This window comes from Modestobacter altitudinis, assembly GCF_005930475.1.
Taxonomy (GTDB): Bacteria; Actinomycetota; Actinomycetes; order Mycobacteriales; family Geodermatophilaceae; genus Modestobacter; species Modestobacter altitudinis.
Genome location: NZ_SJEW01000089.1, coordinates 1 through 18,979, shown reverse-complemented (window position 1 = coordinate 18,979; position 18,979 = coordinate 1). Strand labels below are relative to the sequence as shown.

The window sequence follows — 18,979 nt, the reverse complement described above, 5'->3', positions numbered from 1 at the left end:
GGCCTGGGGGCGCGGGGCCGGCTCGACGCGGGGCGACCGTCCGGTGACCTCCGGGTCGTCGGAGGTGCGGCGCCGCCGGCCGGGGCGGGTGCCCAGCTCGGTCTCGAGGCCGTGCTCGCGCAGGATCTCGGCGAGCGAGCGGGCGCTGTACTCCCCCGAGTTCGGCGGCTCCGACATCACGCTCCCTCCAGCTGGTCCAGGCGGCGCAGGATGATCCCCTCCCGCAGCGCCCAGGGACAGATCCGGACGAACGGTACGTCCACCGCACGCATCGCAGCCCGCGCCACGACGGCGCCGGCCGGGACCTGGTGCGCGCGTTGCGCCGACACGCCCTCGAGCTCGGCCAGCGCCGAGGACTCGATCCGGGACACGAAGCCGATCACCTGGGTCAGCCCGGTGACGGTCAGCTCCCGCGGGACCGTCAGCCCGGCGGCGTAGGGCGCGGCGCCGGCCAGCCGGGCGAGCGTCCGGAAGGTCTTCGACGTCGCCACCGCGAACTCCGGGTCGCCCACGCCCCGCAGCTCCTTGCCCGCGGGCGCGAGCAGCTCCTCGGCGTACTCGTCCAGCCGCGTCAGCGCCCGCAGGTCCGGGCGCCCCCCGGTCTCGGCCTCCGGGAGGAACTGCCGGGTCATCCGCCCGGCACCCAGCGGCACCGAGAGCGCCACCTCGGGGTCCTCGTCGACCCCGGCAGCCAGCTCCAGCGAACCGCCGCCGATGTCCATCACCAGCACCCGCCCGGCGCTCCAGCCGAACCAGCGGCGCACCGCCAGGAAGGTCAGCCGGGCCTCGTCCTCGCCGGTGAGCACCTGCAGGTCGACGCCGGTCTGCTCGCGGACCCGGCGGAGCACCGCCGCCCCGTTGTCGGCCTCGCGGATCGCCGAGGTGACGAACGCCAACAGCTCGTCGCACCGCCGGTCGGCGGCCTGACGCTTGGCCTGCTGCACCGCGTTGAGCAGCGCCTTCTCCCCCGCCTTGGACAGCTTGCCGTCCTTGCCCACGTGCTCGGCCAGCTTCAGCACCCAGCGGTCGTCGTGCATCGGCGTCGGGTGCGCGCCGCGGTGCGCGTCCACCACCACCAGGTGAACCGTGTTCGAGCCGACGTCCAGCACCCCGAGTCGCATGCAGGAGAGTCTGCCGTCTGGCGGCTCAGCGTGTCGCAGCGCCTACGCTGCGCCTACGCTGCGCCGGTGGAACCGAGCACCCCAGCCGGCACCCCGCCCGAGGTGGAGCTGGACTTCCCGCGCGAGTGGATCGAGTTCACCGACCCGGCCGACCCCGACCATCGGGTGCGGGCCGACCTCACCTGGCTGACGAGCGCCTGGACGTGCGTCTTCGGCCGCGGCTGTGCCGGCGTGGTCGAGGGGCGGGCCGAGGACGGCTGCTGCAACCACGGCGCCTTCCTCACCGACACCGACGACCTCGACCGGGTCGAGGCGGCCGTCACCGAGCTGACCCCGCTGGACTGGCAGCGCCACCCGGGCACGGCGGTGGACCGCGCGGACTGGACCGAGGCGGACACCCTCACCGAACCGGCGGACGGCGAGGTCGGCGAGGAGGCGCTGCGCACCCGGGTGGTCGAGGGTGCGTGCCTTTTCCTCAACCGGCCGGGGCACCCCGGCGGAGCCGGCTGCGCGCTGCACGCCATGGCGCTGCGGCAGGGCCGGCACCCGCTGGAGACCAAGCCCGACGTCTGCTGGCAGCTCCCGGTGCGCCGCGAGCAGGAGTGGGTCGATCGGCCCGACGACACCCGGGTGCTGGTCTCCAGCATCGGCGAGTTCGACCGCCGCGGCTGGGGGCCGGGCGGGCACGACCTGCACTGGTGGTGCACCGGCTCGCCGACCGCGCACGTCGCGAGCGAGCCGCTGGTGGTCACGTACGGGCCGGAGCTGACCGCCCTGCTCGGCCCGGCCGCCTACGCCGAGCTACGCCGGCTGACCGAGGCCCGCCTCGACGCCGGTCTCATCGCCCCGCACCCCGCCAGCCCCCGGCCGGTGCCGGTGCAGCTGCAGCGGCGCCGCCCCGACTGAGGCGGCCGCCCGGAAGGTCTGCCGGTAGGCGCGCGGGGAGACCCCGCGCCGCCGGGTGAACTGCTCGCGCAGCCCGGCCGCGGTGCCGAAGCCGACCAGCCGGGCGATCTCCTCCACCGGGGCGTCGCTGTCCTCCAGCAGCCCCTCGGCGGCGGCCAGTCGCTGGCCGAGCAGCCACGCGTGCGGCGTCGTCCCGGTGGTGGCCTTGAACCGGCGGGCGAAGCTGCGCGGGCTCATCAGCGCCCGACGGGCCAGCGACTCCACGCTGATCTCCTCGGCGAGGTGCGCCCGCGCCCACTCCAGGACGACGCCGAGCAGGTCGTCCTCGCAGCGGGCGACCGGGCTGTCGATGAACTGCGCCTGCCCGCCGTCGCGGTGCGGGGGCACGACCATGTCGCGCGCCAGCGCGTTGGCCGCGGCCGCCCCCCACTCCCGGCGCACCAGGTGCAGCAGCGTGTCGACGCCGGCCGCCGTCCCGGCGCCGGTGAGCACCCGGCCGCAGTCGACGTAGAGCACCGCGGGATCGACCTGCACCGCCGGGAAACGGGCGGCCAGCTCGCCGGCGTAACGCCAGTGCGTGGTCGCCCGGCACCCGTCGAGCAGCCCGGCATGGGCGAGCACGAACGCGCCGGTGCACTGGCTGACGATGATGGCCCCGCGCTCGTGCGCGGCGCGCACGGCGTCGACCAAGGCCGGTGAGGGGACCCGCTCGAACAACTCCCAGGCGGTCAGCGTGACGATGTCGGAGACGGCCAGCCGCTCCAGCCCCGCGTCGACCAGCATCCGCAGGCCGGTGTCCGTGCTGACCACGCCCGGCTCCTCGGTGACCAGCGCGTAGTCGAACCGCGGCAGCCCCATGGCCGTGCGGTCGTAGCCGAAGATCTCAGTGGTGACGCCGAGGCCGAAACTGCCCACGACGCCGTCACTGACCACGGCACTGACGACGAGCGGACGGCCGGATGTGTCCATGACCACAGTATGGCAGGAACGTGGCGTTCGCGGTCAGTCCTGCCACTCGTGGGGGACGTGACCGCCGCGCACGCTCGTCCCATGTTGCTGATCACCTGCCCCGTGACCCGGACCGACGAGCTGGTCGCTGACCGGCGCATCCGATCGGTCGCCAACCACCCGACGCACCTCGCCCTGCACGTCGACTGCCCGGCCTGCGGTGGGCTGCACGTCTACCGCACCGGCCGCCGCTGGGAGGCCGCCCGCACCCGGACCGCCACCCGGGCGACCGACCGGGCCGCGGCCCAGGCCGCCGTCGCCGCTGCCCACCAGGCTGTTCGAGCTGCACAGGTCGCCGTCCCCGCGTAGGTTCGAACACATGAGCGAAGCCAACGTGAACAGCGGCCAGGCCGGCGACCCCTCCGCGGAGAAGGACCCCTCGGACTGGGTGACCGGCGGCGAGCCCGCCACCGGTGCGCAGAAGAGCTACCTGCACACCCTCGCCCGCCAGGCCGGCGAAGAGGTGCCCGACGACATCTCCAAGGCAGACGCCTCGATCAAGATCGACGAACTTCAGGAAGAGACCGGTAGAGGAAACTGAGCGACACCGCCACCCCTCGTGGCGGCCCGGCCACGAGTACGGACGCCGGAGGCGGTCGTGCCGGGCGGCGGGCCCGCAGGGTCCTCCCCCGGCACGACAGGAAGCGGCTCAGCGCAGAGTGACCCGGCTGGTGGCCGCGTTGCGATCCGGAGGATCGCCATGTGCACAGCTCGCGACGTGCACCCTCACACCTCGAACTTGTACCCCAGGCCGCGGACGGTCACCAGGTAGCGGGGGTTGGCCGGGTCCGGCTCGAGCTTGGCGCGCAGCCGCTTGACGTGGACGTCGAGGGTCTTGGTGTCGCCGACGTAGTCCGCACCCCAGACCCGGTCGATGAGCTGCCCGCGGGTGAGCACCCGGCCCGCGTTCCGCAGCAGCAGCTCGAGCAGGTCGAACTCCTTCAGCGGCAGCGCCACCGGCTGACCGTCGACCGCGACCACGTGCCGGTCGACGTCCAGCCGCACCGGCCCCGCGGCCAGCGCCGCCTCGGCGGACACCTCGGGCTCGATGCCACGGCGCAGCACCGCCCGCATCCGGGCGACCAGCTCGCGGGCGGAGTAGGGCTTGGTGACGTAGTCGTCGGCGCCCAGCTCCAGCCCGACGACCTTGTCGATCTCGGTGTCCTTGGCGGTCAGCATGATGATCGGCACGGAGCTCTTGCTGCGCAGCGCCCGGCACACCTCGGTGCCCGACAGCCCCGGCAGCATGAGGTCCAGCAGCACGATGTCGGCCCCGGCCCGGTCGAACTCGGCGAGCGCGTCCGTGCCGGAGGCGGCCACGACGGTGTCGTAGCCCTCCCGGCGCAGCATGTAGGACAGCGCATCGGAGAAGGACTCCTCGTCCTCCACCACGAGCACTCGGGTCATGACCGTCCTCTCTCCAGGTCGTTCTCCTGCGAGGCCCCGACGGGGCCCTCGTCTGTGGCCGGCCGGCCGTGCAGCGGGGGCACCGGCGGCCGTTCGGGGCCGGCGTCGTCCGCCGGCTGGTCTGCGTCGGCGCCCAGCGGGATGCGCAGGGTGAAGGTGGAACCGAGGCCCTCCTCGCTCCACACCGTCACCGCGCCGCCGTGGTTGCTCGCGACGTGCTTGACGATCGCCAGCCCGAGGCCGGTGCCGCCGGTGGCGCTGGCCCGGGACTGGTCGACCCGGTAGAAGCGCTCGAAGACCCGCGACCGGTCCGAGCGCGGGATGCCGATCCCCGAGTCCGTCACCGCGATCTCGGCGAACCCGGAGCGCGCGCGGGCGCCGACGGCGATCGTCGTCCCCGGCGGGCTGTAGGCGACGGCGTTGGCCAGCAGGTTGGTCAGCGCGGTGGACAGCTGGGCCTCCACGCCGCGCACGACCAGCCCAGGCTGGGCGGCGACGGCCAGCTGGATGTCCTTGGCGGCAGCCGCGGCCCTCGTCCGGTCGACGGCCTCGGCCACCACGGTGCCGACGGCGACCGGCACCAGCGCCGGCAGCGGCTCGGCGCCCTGCAGCCGGGACAGGTCGATCAGCTCGCGCACCAGCCGGGCCAGCCGGTCGGCCTCGTGCTGCATGCGGGCGGCGAAGCGCTGCACCGTCTCCGGGTCGTCGGCCGCGCCCTGGACGGCCTCGGCCAGCAGCGCCAGCGCGCCGACCGGGGTCTTCAGCTCGTGCCCGACGTTGGCGACGAAGTCGCGGCGCACCGCCTCGACCCGGCGGGCCTCGGTGACGTCGGTGAGGACCAGCGCGACCGGGCCGGGCACCACGACCGGGCCGCTGCCCAGCCGGATCCCGTGCACGCCCACCATCCGCGGACCAGTGCCCACCACGGCGCCGGGCAGCGCCACGTCGGCCCGCTGGCTGCCGGTGACCTGCACCCTGCGGGCCACCTCGACCAACCCGGGGACGACCAGCCGGTCACCGCGCAGGATGCCCAGCGCCCGGGCCGAGGGGTTGGCCAGCACCACGGCGTCGTCCGGGCCGAGCAGGACGACGGCGGGGTCCATCAGGTCGACGAGCCGGCGGCTGAGCGCGGCGTCGCTGTCGACCCGGTCCACCAGCAGGTCCGCACCTCTCGCGGCGCCCCCCTCGTCGACGGGCCGCATCCGGGTGCGGACCACCGTCAGCGCCAGCATCAAGCCGATCACGAGGCCCGCCAACAGGGCGAGCAGTGGTTCCACACCAACGATGCTAGAGCGACGGGCGCGGCTGACCAGCCACTCAGGCGCTGCTCACCCGCTCGGGTCGGAACTGTTCACTGCCGGGTGCCCCGTCGTTCACCTGGCAGCCCCCTTCGGCGCGGTCGCCGGTCTCTAGGCTGGTGGCCGACACGTGCCGGGGTCGTCGAGCAGAGACGTCCACGCGCAGCAGGGCGTCGGCCGGGCAGCCTGACCGGCGGCGCGACAGAGGAGGAACCGTGTTGCGCGAGAGCTACCGCGAAGAGCTGGACGACATCAACGCCTGCCTCGTGGAGATGTCGAACTCGGTGGGGTCGGCCATGAGCACGGCCACCACCGCGCTGCTGGACGCCGACGTCGCACTGGCCGACCTGGTCATCGCAGGGGACGAGCGCATCGACGCGGTGCGGGAGAGCATCGAGGAGCGCTGCTTCACCCTGCTGGCCCGGCAGCAGCCGGTCGCCACCGACCTGCGCGCCATCACCACGGCCATGCGGATCGTCAGCGACCTGGAGCGGATGGGCGACCTGGCCGAGCACATCGCCAAGGTGGCGCGGATGCGCTTCCCCGAGCACGCGGTGCCGCAGGAGGTCCGGCCGATCTTCCTCGAGGCCGGCCACATCGCCGAGAGCCTGGTGACCAAGGCCGGCACGATCATCGCCAAGCGGGACATCGAGGCGGCGGTCGAGCTGGAGGCCGAGGACGACCTGATGGACCAGCTGCACAAGCAGCTGTTCCGCGAGCTCCTGCTGCCGACGTGGGGCCACGGCATCGAGGCCGCCATCGACGTCACCCTGCTCGGCCGCTACTACGAGCGCTTCGCCGACCACGCGGTCAGCGTCGCCCGCCGGGTCGTCTACCTGGTGACCGGCGAGCGCTGAGCTCACGGCGGTCCTTCGGATCGCACCGCCGCCAGGAGCCCCACCTCGGCTGCGCTGAGCCGCTTCGTGGCCTGACATCGGGAGCCTCCGGCCCCACGATGCCAGACCACAGCGGTCTCTCGACCGCCCTATGGCCCCGTCCAGAGGCTCGCCTCGAGCGTGCGAGGGGTGAGGAGGACGGGGCCCTTCATTTCTTGCCCTGGTTCTTGACCGCCTCGATGGCGGCTGCTGCGGCGGCGGGGTCGAGGTACTGGCCGCCGGGCTGGGTCGGGCGCAGGTCGGCGTCCAGGTCGTAGCGGAGCGGGACGCCGGTCGGGATGTTCAGCCCCACCACCTCGTCGTCACCCATGCCGTCCAGGTGCTTCACCAGGGCGCGCAGGCTGTTGCCGTGCGCGGCGACCAGCACGTTCCGGCCGGCCCGCAGGTCCGGGACGATCGCGTCGTACCAGTACGGCAGCATCCGGACGACGACGTCGGCCAGGCACTCGGTGGCCGGGCGGGACTCCGGCGGCAGGAAGGCGTAGCGCGGGTCGGCGTCCTGGCTGAACTCGCTGCCGGCCTCGATCGGCGGTGGCGGGGTCGCGTAGCTGCGCCGCCAGGTCATGAACTGCTCCTCGCCGTACTCGGCGAGCGTCTGCGCCTTGTCCTTGCCCTGCAGGGCGCCGTAGTGCCGCTCGTTGAGCCGCCAGGACCGGCGCACCGGGATCCACTGCCGGTCCGCCGTGGCCAGCGCCAGCTCGGCGGTCGTGATCGCCCGCTTGAGCAGCGAGGTGTGCAGCACGTCGGGGAGCAGGTCCTGCTCGGCCAGCAGCTCGCCCCCGCGGGCCGCCTCGGCGCGGCCCTTCTCCGACAGCGGCACGTCGACCCAGCCGGTGAAGAGGTTGGCCTTGTTCCACTCGCTCTCGCCGTGGCGGAGCAGGATGAGGGTGCCTGAGGTCACGCACCCATCCTGCCGCACCGCCGGTACCCCGCTGCCGGGCAGGTCGGCGACCCCGGGTGCCGCTGCGCACGGTCGAGTTCTGCTCCACCTGCGGAGCAGAGCTCGACCGTCGCGGTGAGCACCTCAGGGAACGCCCGCAGGCGGTCGCTCAGCGGTGCGGCAGCCGCCCCGGCATCCAGATCAGCACCACCGTCGTCGCGACGAGGGCGGCGGCCACGGTGCCCAGTGCGGTGAGGTGCATGGCGCCGACGAAGGCCTCCCGGGCGGGGTCGACGACGGCCGCTGCGGACCGGGCCGCCTCGACGTCCCCGCCCTGGACCTGCTGGACCGCGCCGAGGGTCGCGACGATCGACTCGCGGGCGTCGTCCCGCGCGGCGGCGGGCAGCCCGTCCACGGCGTCGCCGAGCCGGGTCGCGTACGCCGAGGCCATCACCGAGCCGAGGATGGCCACCCCGAGGGCGCCACCGACCTGGCGGACGGAGTTGTTGACCGCGGCGCCGGCGCCCGCCTTCTCCCGCGGGACCACCGCCATGATCGCCTCGGTGGCCGGGGCCAGCACCAGGCCCATCCCGCAGCCCTGCACCGCCAGGTCGACCAGCACGAGCCACAGCGGGGCGGACTGGTCGAGCAGCTGGATGCCGGCGAAGGACGCCGCCACCAGCAGGAAGCCCGACGCCACCACCAGCTTCGGGCCCCAGCGGGCCGCCAGCCGGGAGCTCTGCGGCGCCATGACGGCCATCCCCACCGCCACCGGGATGAGCGCCGCACCGCTCTGCAGCGGCGAGTAGCCGCGCACGCCCTGCAGGTAGAAGACCAGGTAGAAGGTGGCGCCCTGGAGCGCGAAGAAGTTCAGCGCCAGCGCCCCCGCCGAGGCGGAGAAGGCCGGGTTCCTGAACAGCGTGACGTCCAGCGCGGGGTGGGTGGTGCGCCGCTGCCACCAGACGAAGACCGCCAGCAGCGCGAGCCCGCCGGTGAGCGGGCCCAGGACGCCGGGCGTCGTCCAGCCGGCGCCTCCGCCGCCGCGGATGATGCCGTACACCAGCCCGGCCAGGGCGGCGATCGACAGCAGGACGCCGGGCAGGTCCAGCCGGCCCGGCGAGGGGTCCTTGGACTCCGGGACGACCAGCAGGATCCCGGCGGCGCCGAGGGCGGCGACCGGGACGCCGAGCAGGAACACCGCGCCCCACCAGAAGTGCTCGAGCACCAGGCCGCCGGCCAGCGGCCCACCGGCGACGGCGATGCCCGCCGCGCCGGCCCAGATGCCGATGGCCCGCCCGCGCTCGCCCGCCGGGAAGACGTTGGTGATGACCGCCAGCGTGGCCGGCTGCACCGCCGCGCCGCCGACCCCCATCAGCGCCCGCCAGGCGATGAGCTCGAGGGCCGAGCCGCTGAAGGCAGCCAGCACGGAGCCGAGGGAGAAGATGGTCAGCCCCGCCAGCAGCACCTTGCGCCGGCCGATCCGGTCGCCGACCACACCCCAGCTGAACAGCAGCCCGGCGAACACCAGGATGTAGGAGTCGATCGCCCACTGCAGCTCGCCCTGGGTGGCCGCGAGCTCCCGCTGCAGCGTGGGCAGCGCGACGTTGAGGATCGTGTTGCCCATGATCACCATCAGCAGGCAGACGATCATGGTGGCCAGCACCCACCACCGCCGCGCGTAGCCCTCGGGGAGCTCCTCCGTCGCCGACGCCGGGTGCCGGGTGGTGCTCACTCCTGGGGCCGCCGCGCGGGATCGGCGAACGCGGCGAAGGCCTCGAGGTTGCGCAGCGACTCCCCGCGCTTGACCCGCCACTCCCACTCCCGGCGGATGGAGCTGCCGAACCCGATCTCCAGCATGGTGTTGAAGTGCTCGTCGGCGTAGGTCAGCACCGAGCCGAGCAGCCGGTCGATCTCCTCGGCCGTGACCGCCGCGTGCGGCAGCCGGCCGGTCAGGTAGACGTCCCCGACGGTGTCGATGGAGTAGCTCACGCCGTACATCCGGGCGTTGTGCTGCAGCAGCCAGGCCCACAGCTGCTCGCGGTTCTCGTCCGGCTGCCGGCAGACGAACGCCTCGACCCGGAACCCGTGGTCGCCGACGGTCAGCCCGACCAGCGTCCTGAGCTTCTTGATCCCGGGCAGGGTCACCACGAAGCGGCCCAGCCCGGGGTGCTCGTACTCCAGCTCGGCGGCGCGCAGCGTCTCCTCGATCACGGCGTCGAGGTCGGCGACGGGGCGCTCGCTCATCGGCCGAGCAGCCGCACCGCGCTGCGCCGGAACTCCGCGGCGGGCCGGAGGACCGGACGGGCGGCCCGCATCTCGGCCATGGCCGCGGCGTAGCCGTCGACCAGCGAGTCGGTGGTCCGGTCCCAGCTGAACGCGGTGGCGTGCCGTCGGGCACCGGCGCCCAGCAACTGGCGGCGGACCATCACCCGGCGGATCGCGGCGGCGTAGTCCGCCGGGTCCCGGCCGGGGACCAGCAGCCCGGAGACGCCGTCGGCCACCGCGGTGCACAGCCCGCCGACGGCGGCGGCGACCACCGGTGTGCCGCAGGCCTGCGCCTCGAGGGCCACCAGACCGAAGGACTCGTTGTGGCTGGGCACGACGGTGACGTCGGCCGCCCGGTAGTGGTCGGCCAGCTGCTCGGGCCGCTGCGGAGGCAGGAACCGGACCACGTCCGTCACGCCCAGGGCGACGGCCAGCTCCTGCAGCCGCTGCGGCTCGGCGAGCCCGGACCCGCTGGGCGCACCGACGACGAGCACCTGCAGCCGCGCGCGCAGGGCCGGGTCGTCGGCGAGCATCCGGGCCGCCGCGTGCAGCAGCATGTCCGGCGCCTTGAGCGGCTGGATCCGGCCGACGAAGAGCAGGACGACGGCGTCGGCCGGCACACCGATCCGCTGCCGGGCCTGCTGCTGGTCGCCGGGGCGGAAGACCTGCAGGTCGACGCCGGGCGGGACGACCAGCGTGCGGCGGGGGTCGGCGCCGTAGAAGTCGACGAGCTGCCGGGCCTCCTCGGCGGTGTTGGCGACCAGCCGGTCGGCCTCGGCGACCACCTGCTCCTCGCCGATCACCCGGGCGCGCGGCTCGGGCTCGTCCCCCTCGGCGAGCGCGGCGTTCTTCACCTTGGCCAGGGTGTGCGCGGAGTGCACCAGCGGCACGCCCCAGCGGTCCCGGGCCAGCCAGCCGACCTGGCCGGACAGCCAGTAGTGGGAGTGGACGACGTCGAAGTGGCCGGGCTCGTGCTGGGCCTCCTCGCGCAGCACCGCGGCGGTGAAGGCGCACATCTGCGCGGGCAGCTCGTTCTTGCCCAGACCCTCGAAGGGGCCGGCGCTGACGTGCCGCACGGTGACACCGGGGGCCATCTCCACCACCGGCGGCTGCTCGCTGGAGGTCGCCCGGGTGAAGACGTCGACGGCGATGCCGCGGGCGGCCAGCCGGCGGGACACCTCGACCACGTAGACGTTCATGCCCCCGGCGTCGCCGGCACCGGGCTGCTCCAGCGGGCTGGTGTGCACCGAGAGGGTGGCGACCCGCCGCGGGAGGGCGATCGGGGTGGGCGCCGGCCCGGCCCGCCACGGCGTGGGCTGCCGGGGATGACGACGCGAGGGCACGCTGCTCCTCCCGCTCGGGCTGTCGAGCGCCCGGTCGGGACACCCCTGTCGACTGCTCAGTGTCCTACAACGCCAGGATGGACACATGTCCAGCCCTGCCTCCCCGTCGTCCTCCCGCGCCGCGTTCCCCGGTCAGGGCCGTGTCGCCGTCGTCACCGGCGCCTCCAGCGGGATCGGTGCCGCGACCGCTGAACGGCTGGCCGAGGAGGGTTTCGACGTCGTCCTGGCCGCCCGCCGGCTGGACCGGCTGACCGCGCTCGCCGAGCGGGTCGGCGGCCGGGCGGTACAGCTGGACGTGACCGACGCCACAGCGGTCGACGCCTTCGCCGCCGGTCTGGACCGCGTGGACGTGCTGGTCAACAACGCCGGCGGCGCGTTCGACGCCGCGCCGGTGGCCGAGGCGGACCTCGACTCCTGGCAGCGGGCCTTCGAGGTCAACGTGCTGGGCTCGGTGGCGATGACCCGGGCGCTGCTGCCCGCCCTGCGCACCTCCGGCGCCGGCGACCTCGTGTTCGTCGGCTCGACCGCGGGGCTGACGAGCTACGAGGGCGGGGCGTCCTACACCGCGGCCAAGCACGGGGTGCACACGCTGGCCGAGACGCTGCGCCTGGAGCTGGTGTACGACCCGGTGCGGGTGGTGGAGATCGCCCCCGGGATGGTCAAGACCGAGGAGTTCACGCTCAACCGCACCCGGTCGCAGGAGCGGACCGACGCGGTCTACCGCGGGGTGCGCGAGCCGCTCGTCGCCGAGGACGTCGCCGACTGCATCGCCTGGGCGGTCACCCGGCCGCACCACGTGAACGTCGACCTGCTCGTCGTCCGCCCGCGCGCGCAGGCCGCTCAGCACAAGGTCGCCCGGGACGACTGACCGGGCCTACTCGGCGTCGCGGAGCAGGAGCTCGTAGGCCCGGGTGACCCGGCCGGGGTCGGCCGAGGTGCCGCTCCGGTCGAACAGCGCCTGCGCGTCCTGCACCTCGGCCGCGGTGGCGCTGCCGGAGTGGAGCACCCGGGAGATCAACCCGGTCAGTGCGGCGTCCGCCTCCACCCGGGCCATCCAGCCACCGAGCTGCGTCGGGTCGGCCGGCATCGGGGCGGGCGTCCGCAGCGCGTCGTAGAGGGCGCCGAGCTGCAGGGACTCGTCCGGTCGCAGGCTCACGGGCGCACCGCGGTGGGCTCGGGCACCAGCGTGACCCCGAACTGGGCGCGGACGGCGGCGACCACCTGCTGGGCGAAGGCCATCAGCTCGGTGGCCGTGGCGCCGGGCTCGGTGGTCAGCGCCAGGCTGTGCCGCGACGACGTCCCCACCCGGCCGACCCGGGTGCCGCGCCCGAAGCCGGCGTGCTGCACCAGCCAGGCCGCGCTCAGCTTGACCTGGGCGGCGCCGTCGGCCCCGATGCCCGCCGGCCACGACGGGCAGCCCTCGACGGCCGCCGCGACCGGGACGACTGGGTTGGTGAAGAACGAGCCGGCGGAGCGCGAGTCAGGGTCGGCCGGGTCCCAGACCATGCCCTTGCCGCGGCGCAGGGTGAGCACCGCGGCGCGGACCTCGGCCAGCGGGGCGGTCTCCCCCAGCTCGACGCCGAGGGTCCGGGCGAGCTCCGCGTAGCTCACCGGGCTCGACTGCGTCGAGGCCCGCAGCCGGAAGGTCACCGCGAGCACGACGTACGCGCCCGGCTGGGACTTGAGCCGGCTGTCCCGGTAGGAGAACCCGAGCTCCGCCGGGCCGAACACCCGCTCGGTGCCGGCCGCCCGGTCCCAGACGCGCACGGCGGTGATCAGCGCCGACACCTCCTGGCCGTAGGCGCCGACGTTCTGCACCGGCGTCGCGCCGGTCGACCCGGGGATGCCGGAGAGCGCCTCCATGCCGGCCAGCCCGTGCTCGACGGTGAACGCCACCAGGTCGTCCCACGGCTCGCCGGACTCGACCTCGAGCTCGACCCCCTCGGGCGTGTCCCGGCGCGCGACACCCCGGGTGCGCACCAGGACCACGTCCCCCGGCCAGCCGCTGTCGGGCGCGACGACGTTCGACCCGCCGCCCAGCACCAGCAGCGGGCGACCGGCGTCGTCGGCCTCGCGCACGACGCTGACCAGCTCCTGCCGCGCGGTGACCTCCAGCAGCCGGTCGATCGGGCCACCCACCGCCAGGGTGGTCAGGTCCGCCAGTAGGGCGTCTCGGCGTTCCTGCACGAGACCACGGTAATCGGCCTCGCGACTACCCTCGCTCACCGTGAGCGACCACACCCGACGTGCGTCGCTGCCCGCGACCCGCACGCCGCGGCTCGCCGCCGGCCGCGCCCGGGCGCTCGGCCTGCCCACCCGCGGCACCACGAACGCCAACCGGCTGCGCCGGGTCGACCGCTGGCTGGTCAGCACCCAGGTCGCCCGGCTGCGGGACGCCGCCCGGCCGCTCGTGGTCGACCTGGGGTACGGCGCGTCGGCGGTCACCACACTGGAGCTGGTCGACCGGCTCGCCCCGGAGATCGACGGCCTGGAGGTGGTCGGGCTGGAGATCGACCCCGCCCGGGTGGCGGCGGTGGCCGAGCACCGCGACCCGCCCCGGGTGGACTTCCGGCTCGGCGGCTTCGAGCTCGCCGGCCTGCGCCCGGTCCTCGTGCGGGCGTTCAACGTGCTGCGCCAGTACGACGAGGAGTCCGCCGCGCGGGCCTGGGACACCATGCGCGGCGCCCTGGCCCCCGGTGGGCTGGTGGTGGAGGGCACCTGCGACGAGTGGGGACGTCGGGCCACCTGGGTGGCGCTGGACGAGGACGGGCCGCTCACGCTCACCCTGGCCGCCCGGGTGTCGGACCTGGAGCGGCCCTCCGACCTGGCCGAGCGGCTGCCGAAGGCGCTGATCCACCACAACGTCCCGGGCCAGCCGGTGCACGCCTTCCTGACCGCCTTCGACGCCGCCTGGGCGGCCGCGGCGGGGCTGTCGACGTTCGGCCCGCGCCAGCGCTGGGCGGCGGCCTGCGAGGCGCTCGCCGCCGACGGCTGGCCGCTGGTCGCCCCGACCCGGCGGTGGAAGCACGGCGAGGTGAGCGTCCGCTGGTCGGCGGTCGCGCCGGTGCTCCCGGGGACGACGGCCCGGTGAGCCGGCGGGACCGCGCCCCGCTGACCGGGCTGCCCGGGCGGACCGAGGTCGCCGGGGGGACGGCGGAGCTGCTGGCCGACGCCGACCGCGACGGCTCGTGGGAGCTGCAGCTCGACGGCGTCCCCCAGTCGCACGTCGACCTGGCCGACCCCACGCACCTGGAGTTCGAGTACGTCCGCCGGATGGGGCACGTGCTGGACCTGGCCGCCGAGCCGGGCCGGCCGCTGGACGTCGTCCACCTCGGCGGGGGCGCGCTCACCCTGGCCCGCTACGTCGCCGTCACCCGGCCCGGCTCGCGCCAGCGCGTGGTCGAGGTGGACGAGGCGCTCACCGACCTGGTGCGCCGCGAGCTGCCGCTCCCCCGCAACGCCCGCGTCCGGGTCCGCGCCGCGGACGCGCGGGCGGGGCTCGCGGCCCATCCCGATGCCAGCGCGGACGTCGTCCTGGTCGACGTCTTCGCCGGCGCCCGGACGCCGGCCCACCTGACCACCGTCGAGTTCGCCACCGACGTGGCCCGGGTGCTCCGCCCCGGCGGGGTCACCGCCTGGAACGTCTCCGACGGTCCGCCGCTGCGCTTCGTGCGGGCCGAGGCGGCGACCCTGCGCACGGTCTTCGCGCACGTGGCGCTGCTGGCCGAGCCGGGGACGCTGCGCGGCCGCCGCTTCGGCAACACCGTCGCGGTGGCGTCGGCCGCCGAGCTGCCGATCGCCGGGCTGACCCGTCGCTGCGCGGGCGACCCGATGCCCTCACGGGTGGTCAGCGACGAGGAGCTGGTGCGCTTCGTCGGGCAGGCGTCGCCGGTCACCGACGCGGACGCGCAGCCCTCACCACGACCTCCGGCAGGCATCTTCGACTGACCGTAGGGTCGGGGGCATGACCGCTCCCGCGTCCCGCCGGCTCACCCGCGACACCCGCCACCAGGTGATCGCCGGTGTCTGCTCCGGCCTCGCGCGCCGCTTCGGGCTGTCCCGGACCGGGCTCCGCGTGGCCTTCGTCGTCTCGTGCGTGCTGCCCGGCCCGCAGTTCATCGCCTACCTGGTGCTCTGGGTGGTCATGCCGGCCGACGACCGGTACTGACCGACTGCCGCTCCCCCGGGGGGCGGCGGCTCACCAGCTGGTGTTGCCCCGACGCAGGCCGCGCACCGCCGGCCGGACGTCGACCAGGTAGACGACGCCGGCGATGACCGCGGGCAGGCCCAGGAAGCTGAGCGGGCCCTGCCACAGCAGGATGAGCGTCGCGATGCCGGTGATCGCCAGCCAGCCGGGCTTGGTGAGCTTCCCGGCGGCGACGAACGCGGCCGCAGGGCGGATCACCGCGTCCACGAAGGCCCACACCGTCAGCGCGAGGGTGCCGTAGTAGACGACGAGGTTGATGAGCCCGTCGAAGGAAGCCATGCCGTCGAGGATAGGCGCGTCCCCGGCACGGGTGCTCGCGAACGCACCGGACACCCCTCGCCCCGCCCCCGGCGGGTGCGACGACAGCGCCCCGGCACCCGCAGGAGCGGGTACCGGGGCGCTGTGTGCGTCCGCTCGGCGTCAGCGGGCGGGGGTGCTCTTCGCCGGGACGGCGGTCGGGTCCGGGACCGGCTTCGTGGTCGCGGTCGCCCTCTTGGCGGGGGCCTTCGGGGCCGTCTTCCGGGCGGCGGCCCGGGTCTTGGCCGGGACCGGCACGCTGACGCCCTCGACCGGGACGGTGGTGGTCTCCGGCTCCGCGGCGGCGCGGACGCCGGCCTTGGTGCTGGCAGCGGCCTCGCGGGCCTCCTTGGTCGCCTCGTCGACGGCCTTGTCGGTGCGCGCCTTGGCCTTCTGCGCGACCGAGGTCACCTCGTCGGAGGCCTTGCCGACGGTCTCGGCGGTCTCCTCGAGCACGTCCTCGAGGGTGTCCTCGACCGCGTCGACGGCCCGCTCGGTGCGCGCCACGACCTTGCGGAACACGGGCTGGGTGCGCAGCTCGTCGACGACCTTCTCGCCCCGGCCGGCCAGCTCGGTGATGGCGGCCAGCGCCTGGTTGCGGGCGCTGTCCACCAGGCCGCTGACGGTGACGCGCACGGTCTCCGGGCGGACGGTGGAGGCGGCGCTGGTCACCGCGGCGCGGGCCTGGGTGGCGGCGTCCTCGGCCTGGCTGCGGGCCTGGGCGGCCCGGGCGCGGGCCTCAGCAGCGGCGCGGGCCGCCCGCTCGCGGGCCTGCTCGGCGCGGGTGCGGGCCTCCTTGGCAGCGAGGTCCGCCTGGACCTGCGCCTCGCCGGGCAGCGCCTCGGCGCGGGTCCGCACGGTGCCGAACACGGCGCGGGCGCGGTCCACGGCGGCGTCGACGGCCACGTCGCCGGCGCCGATGGCGGCCAGCAGGCCGGTGCGGCCGGTGTCGACGAGGGTCTCGCCGTAGGACTTCAGGGTGTCGGTGCGGCTCATGCCGTCTCCTCCTGGGACTCGGGGGTGGGGTGCGGGGTGGTGCCCTGCTCGCGCGCGGCCTGGGCGGCGTGCTCGCGGGCGTAGGTCTCGTAGAGCTCCAGCAGGACGGCCTTGTGCCGTTCGGAGAGCGCCTCGTCGGCGCGGATGGCGGCGACCGTGCCGGCGGTGCCGGAGCGACGGTCGAGGATGCCGGCCTGCTCGTACAGCGTCTCGGCCGAGATCTTCAGCCCCCGGGCGATCTGCGCGAGGATCTCCGCGGACGGCTTGCGCAGCCCGCGCTCGACCTGCGACAGGTAGGGGTTGCTGACCCCGGCGGCCCGGGCGAGCTCGCGCAGCGACACCTGGGCGGCGCTGCGCTGGGTGCGGATGAACTCACCGACCTGGGAGCCGACCGCGGGGACCGAGGACGCCACGGTGGACGCCCCGGTCGAGGCGCCGGCGGCGGCCGTCTGGGCCGCCGTGGCCACGCTCTCGCGGACCGCGGTCACCTGCTCCCGGACGAACTCCGTGGGTCGCTGCACAGGACCACTCTAACCCCAAGTGCTAGCTGTTGCAAGCAGTAGCGCTAGCACCCGTGGTCCTGCGCGGTGTGACGTTGATCATGGAGGGATCGTCGCTCGCCGCGCCGTGTCCAGGCGTGTCGCCGATCAGATGCCCATGGTCGACAGGCCAGGCGGCAGCCGACCGTCCGTCAGTGCAGGACGCCGGCCGCCCGGATCTCGCCGACCACGCCCTCGCCGCCGGACACCCCGGTGGTCAGCCACCGGGTCAGTGCCTCGGCCGGCACGCCCAGCCGCTGCAGGCCGGCCGCCAGTGCCGGGGTGCGCCCCCGCTCACCGCCGTCGTCCAGCTTCAGCGCGACCGCACCGGCGCCGGGCAGGGCGGCGACGTGCACGCCGTCGGCCCCTCCCTTCACCAGCAGGCCGCTGACGGCGCCCATCAGGTCGGTGTCCTCGCGCCCGGTGCCGGCGACCAGCCACGGGTGCGCCCGCATCGCGTCGGCGACGAGCCGCCCCGGCGTCCCCGCCGGGGCCTGCACCAGCGACAGCACACCGCGCGCCAGCCCGGTCAGGGACAGCGCGTGCTGCGGTGCGCCGCAGCCGTCGGTGACCACTGCGGCGACCGGCTCACCGGACGCCGCACCCAGCCGGGCCTCGATGGCCTGCTGCAGCGGGTGGTCTCGGTCCAGGTAGCCGGCGGTCGGCCAGCCGGCGGCCACGCAGGCCGACAGCATGGCGGCGTGCTTGCCCGAGCAGTTCATCGCCAGCCGGTCCGGTGCGCGACCGGCGACCAGCCACCGGGCACGGGTCGCCTCGTGCTGCGGCAGCGCCGGCGGGCAGCCGAGGTCGTCGGGCCCGAGACCGGACGCCGACAGGAGCGCGGCGACCAGCTCGACGTGCCCGTCCTCGCCGTTGTGCGAGGCGGCGCCGATCGCCAGCTCACGGTCGTCGCGCGGCCGCCAGCCGGCCGCGAGCAGCGCGGTGGCCTGCACCGGCTTGTTCGACGACCGCGGCAGCACCGGCCGGTCGACGTCCCCGGCCTCCAGCAGCGGGCTGCCGTCGGCCCCGAGGACGACGAGCGCCCCCCGGTGCACCGACTCGAGCACGTCAGCGCCCAGCCCACCCCGCCACACCTCGACCAGGACCGGGTTCTCCGGCCACGCACTCATCTGCTCTCCCGGCGACGTACTGGAACGGCCCCGTTGCAGGGGCCCGCTGCGAGCTTGCGAGCAGTGGGGGGCAACGGGGTCCTTCAGCCGTGGCGCGACTCGTCGGCGAGCAGCTGGGCCACGTCGGCCAGGCCGTCGCGGTAGCGGCGGGCGAGCTCGCCGGCGACGGTGTCCATCACCTGCTGGACCCCGCGCCGCCGTTCGGACAGGCTGCGCTCCCCCGCGCCCAGTGCCCGGGCGGCCTGCTCCAGCCCGTCGTCGGGCAGCGCCGGCACGTCGGAGAGGTCGACCCCCGGGGTCAGCCCGTTCACCCAGGTCTCGAACTGCTCGGGCGAGGTGGGCTGCACCGTCTGGTGCCGGCCCAGCCCGTGGGCCGGCCCGCGGCCCTTCTCGGACAGGATCTCCGGCAGCAGGTCGACCAGCGAGCGCCCGTCGTGCTCGGCGCGGCGCTGCAGCTCGCGCCGGACGATGTCCAGCCGGCCCTGCAGCAGCCGCCGGGTGTAGGAGAGGTTGACCTCCTCCTGCTCGGCCCGGTGCCGCAGCGCCCGGACGTCGGCCATCGACAGGTCCTCGACGCCGTCGAGGAACGACGGGTCGAGCAGCTCGTCGACGCCGGCGCCGCCGGCGGCAGGGGTGGGAGCAGTCATCGCGGGACCTCCACGGTGGTGGGCTGGGCGGGGAGAGGT

General features: G+C 75.1%; 23 protein-coding genes. 8 read left to right on the top strand and 15 right to left on the bottom strand.

Features of this window, described 5'->3' with window-relative positions; all coding sequences use genetic code 11:
• Positions 1 to 176: 176 nt before the first annotated feature.
• Positions 177 to 1,121 (bottom strand): Ppx/GppA family phosphatase, encoded by a 945-nt coding sequence (locus FHL79_RS22445; protein ID WP_138760777.1) that lies wholly within the window; start codon positions 1,119 to 1,121, stop codon positions 177 to 179.
• Between the two features lie 66 nt (positions 1,122 to 1,187).
• Between FHL79_RS22445 and FHL79_RS22440 the strand changes: the two genes are divergently transcribed.
• Positions 1,188 to 2,027 (top strand): DUF3109 family protein, encoded by an 840-nt coding sequence (locus FHL79_RS22440; protein WP_138760776.1) that lies wholly within the window; start codon positions 1,188 to 1,190, stop codon positions 2,025 to 2,027.
• Here the strand turns inward: FHL79_RS22440 and FHL79_RS22435 are convergent.
• Complete coding sequence (locus FHL79_RS22435; RefSeq protein WP_138760775.1) at positions 1,923 to 2,996, bottom strand: helix-turn-helix domain-containing protein; 1,074 nt, start codon at positions 2,994 to 2,996, stop codon at positions 1,923 to 1,925. The genes FHL79_RS22440 and FHL79_RS22435 overlap by 105 nt on opposite strands.
• Positions 2,997 to 3,077: 81 nt before the next feature.
• On the opposite strand from FHL79_RS22435, the gene FHL79_RS22430 reads away from it, so the two are divergent.
• A complete protein-coding gene (locus FHL79_RS22430; protein WP_138760774.1) occupies positions 3,078 to 3,344 on the top strand; it encodes a hypothetical protein in 267 nt (88 codons plus the stop codon).
• 10 nt (positions 3,345 to 3,354) lie between these two features.
• Positions 3,355 to 3,576, top strand: coding sequence for a DUF3072 domain-containing protein (locus FHL79_RS22425; RefSeq protein WP_138760773.1), 222 nt, complete (start codon positions 3,355 to 3,357; stop codon positions 3,574 to 3,576).
• A gap of 185 nt (positions 3,577 to 3,761) precedes the next feature.
• Here the strand turns inward: FHL79_RS22425 and FHL79_RS22420 are convergent, their stop codons facing one another.
• Both FHL79_RS22420 and FHL79_RS22415 read right to left on the bottom strand, forming a co-directional pair.
• Entirely contained in the window at positions 3,762 to 4,442 is a 681-nt protein-coding gene (locus FHL79_RS22420) for a winged helix-turn-helix domain-containing protein (protein WP_138760772.1), read from the bottom strand.
• On the bottom strand, positions 4,439 to 5,719 hold the full coding sequence (locus FHL79_RS22415) for a sensor histidine kinase (RefSeq protein ID WP_138760771.1): 1,281 nt from the start codon (positions 5,717 to 5,719) through the stop codon (positions 4,439 to 4,441). The genes FHL79_RS22420 and FHL79_RS22415 overlap by 4 nt, the downstream gene beginning before the upstream one ends.
• Before the next feature lie 236 nt (positions 5,720 to 5,955).
• On the opposite strand from FHL79_RS22415, the gene phoU reads away from it, so the two are divergent.
• Complete coding sequence (gene phoU / locus FHL79_RS22410; RefSeq protein WP_246081129.1) at positions 5,956 to 6,597, top strand: phosphate signaling complex protein PhoU; 642 nt, start codon at positions 5,956 to 5,958, stop codon at positions 6,595 to 6,597.
• A gap of 187 nt (positions 6,598 to 6,784) precedes the next feature.
• Here the strand turns inward: phoU and FHL79_RS22405 are convergent, their stop codons facing one another.
• The 4 genes from FHL79_RS22405 to mshA form a co-directional block, all read right to left on the bottom strand.
• On the bottom strand, positions 6,785 to 7,537 hold the full coding sequence (locus FHL79_RS22405; protein WP_138760770.1) for a phosphoglyceromutase: 753 nt from the start codon (positions 7,535 to 7,537) through the stop codon (positions 6,785 to 6,787).
• 148 nt (positions 7,538 to 7,685) lie between these two features.
• A complete protein-coding gene (locus FHL79_RS22400; protein WP_138760769.1) occupies positions 7,686 to 9,248 on the bottom strand; it encodes an MFS transporter in 1,563 nt (520 codons plus the stop codon).
• Entirely contained in the window at positions 9,245 to 9,760 is a 516-nt protein-coding gene (locus FHL79_RS22395) for a type III secretion system chaperone family protein (protein ID WP_138760768.1), read from the bottom strand. The genes FHL79_RS22400 and FHL79_RS22395 overlap by 4 nt, the downstream gene beginning before the upstream one ends.
• Positions 9,757 to 11,124: a D-inositol-3-phosphate glycosyltransferase gene (gene mshA, locus FHL79_RS22390; protein ID WP_246081126.1), complete on the bottom strand. Its 1,368-nt coding sequence runs from the start codon at positions 11,122 to 11,124 to the stop codon at positions 9,757 to 9,759. Before mshA ends, FHL79_RS22395 begins: the two co-directional genes overlap by 4 nt.
• A gap of 85 nt (positions 11,125 to 11,209) precedes the next feature.
• On the opposite strand from mshA, the gene FHL79_RS22385 reads away from it, so the two are divergent.
• Positions 11,210 to 11,992 carry an SDR family oxidoreductase gene (locus tag FHL79_RS22385; protein WP_138760767.1) on the top strand — a complete coding sequence of 261 codons (783 nt, stop codon included), beginning with the start codon at positions 11,210 to 11,212 and terminating at the stop codon, positions 11,990 to 11,992.
• A gap of 6 nt (positions 11,993 to 11,998) precedes the next feature.
• Here FHL79_RS22385 and FHL79_RS22380 read toward each other — a convergent pair whose 3' ends face one another.
• Together FHL79_RS22380 and FHL79_RS22375 are read right to left on the bottom strand one after the other, a co-directional pair.
• A complete protein-coding gene (locus FHL79_RS22380) occupies positions 11,999 to 12,280 on the bottom strand; it encodes a hypothetical protein (RefSeq protein ID WP_138760766.1) in 282 nt (93 codons plus the stop codon).
• On the bottom strand, positions 12,277 to 13,311 hold the full coding sequence (locus FHL79_RS22375) for a UDP-N-acetylmuramate dehydrogenase (protein ID WP_138760765.1): 1,035 nt from the start codon (positions 13,309 to 13,311) through the stop codon (positions 12,277 to 12,279). Before FHL79_RS22375 ends, FHL79_RS22380 begins: the two co-directional genes overlap by 4 nt.
• A gap of 40 nt (positions 13,312 to 13,351) precedes the next feature.
• Here FHL79_RS22375 and FHL79_RS22370 point away from each other — a divergent pair, with 40 nt between their 5' ends.
• From FHL79_RS22370 to FHL79_RS22360, 3 genes are read left to right on the top strand one after another with little or no spacing between them, the layout of a single operon-like run.
• The gene (locus tag FHL79_RS22370; RefSeq protein WP_138760764.1) at positions 13,352 to 14,215 is read left to right on the top strand and encodes a class I SAM-dependent methyltransferase; all 864 of its coding nucleotides are present in this window, start codon (positions 13,352 to 13,354) and stop codon (positions 14,213 to 14,215) included.
• On the top strand, positions 14,212 to 15,072 hold the full coding sequence (locus tag FHL79_RS22365; RefSeq protein ID WP_138760763.1) for a spermidine synthase: 861 nt from the start codon (positions 14,212 to 14,214) through the stop codon (positions 15,070 to 15,072). Before FHL79_RS22370 ends, FHL79_RS22365 begins: the two co-directional genes overlap by 4 nt.
• Before the next feature lie 16 nt (positions 15,073 to 15,088).
• The gene (locus FHL79_RS22360) at positions 15,089 to 15,292 is read left to right on the top strand and encodes a PspC domain-containing protein (protein ID WP_138735519.1); all 204 of its coding nucleotides are present in this window, start codon (positions 15,089 to 15,091) and stop codon (positions 15,290 to 15,292) included.
• Positions 15,293 to 15,322: 30 nt separating this feature from the next.
• On the opposite strand, the gene FHL79_RS22355 is transcribed toward FHL79_RS22360, so the two are convergent.
• From FHL79_RS22355 to FHL79_RS22335, 5 genes are all read right to left on the bottom strand, one after another.
• The gene (locus FHL79_RS22355) at positions 15,323 to 15,610 is read right to left on the bottom strand and encodes a DUF2516 family protein (protein WP_138760762.1); all 288 of its coding nucleotides are present in this window, start codon (positions 15,608 to 15,610) and stop codon (positions 15,323 to 15,325) included.
• 141 nt (positions 15,611 to 15,751) lie between these two features.
• Positions 15,752 to 16,624: a hypothetical protein gene (locus FHL79_RS22350; RefSeq protein WP_138760761.1), complete on the bottom strand. Its 873-nt coding sequence runs from the start codon at positions 16,622 to 16,624 to the stop codon at positions 15,752 to 15,754.
• Positions 16,621 to 17,145, bottom strand: coding sequence for a helix-turn-helix domain-containing protein (locus tag FHL79_RS22345; protein WP_138760760.1), 525 nt, complete (start codon positions 17,143 to 17,145; stop codon positions 16,621 to 16,623). The genes FHL79_RS22350 and FHL79_RS22345 overlap by 4 nt, the downstream gene beginning before the upstream one ends.
• 170 nt (positions 17,146 to 17,315) lie before the next feature.
• A complete protein-coding gene (locus FHL79_RS22340; RefSeq protein ID WP_138760759.1) occupies positions 17,316 to 18,293 on the bottom strand; it encodes an asparaginase in 978 nt (325 codons plus the stop codon).
• Positions 18,294 to 18,376: 83 nt separating this feature from the next.
• Positions 18,377 to 18,940, bottom strand: coding sequence for an RsiG family protein (locus FHL79_RS22335; protein WP_138760758.1), 564 nt, complete (start codon positions 18,938 to 18,940; stop codon positions 18,377 to 18,379).
• Between the last annotated feature and the right edge of the window lie 39 nt (positions 18,941 to 18,979).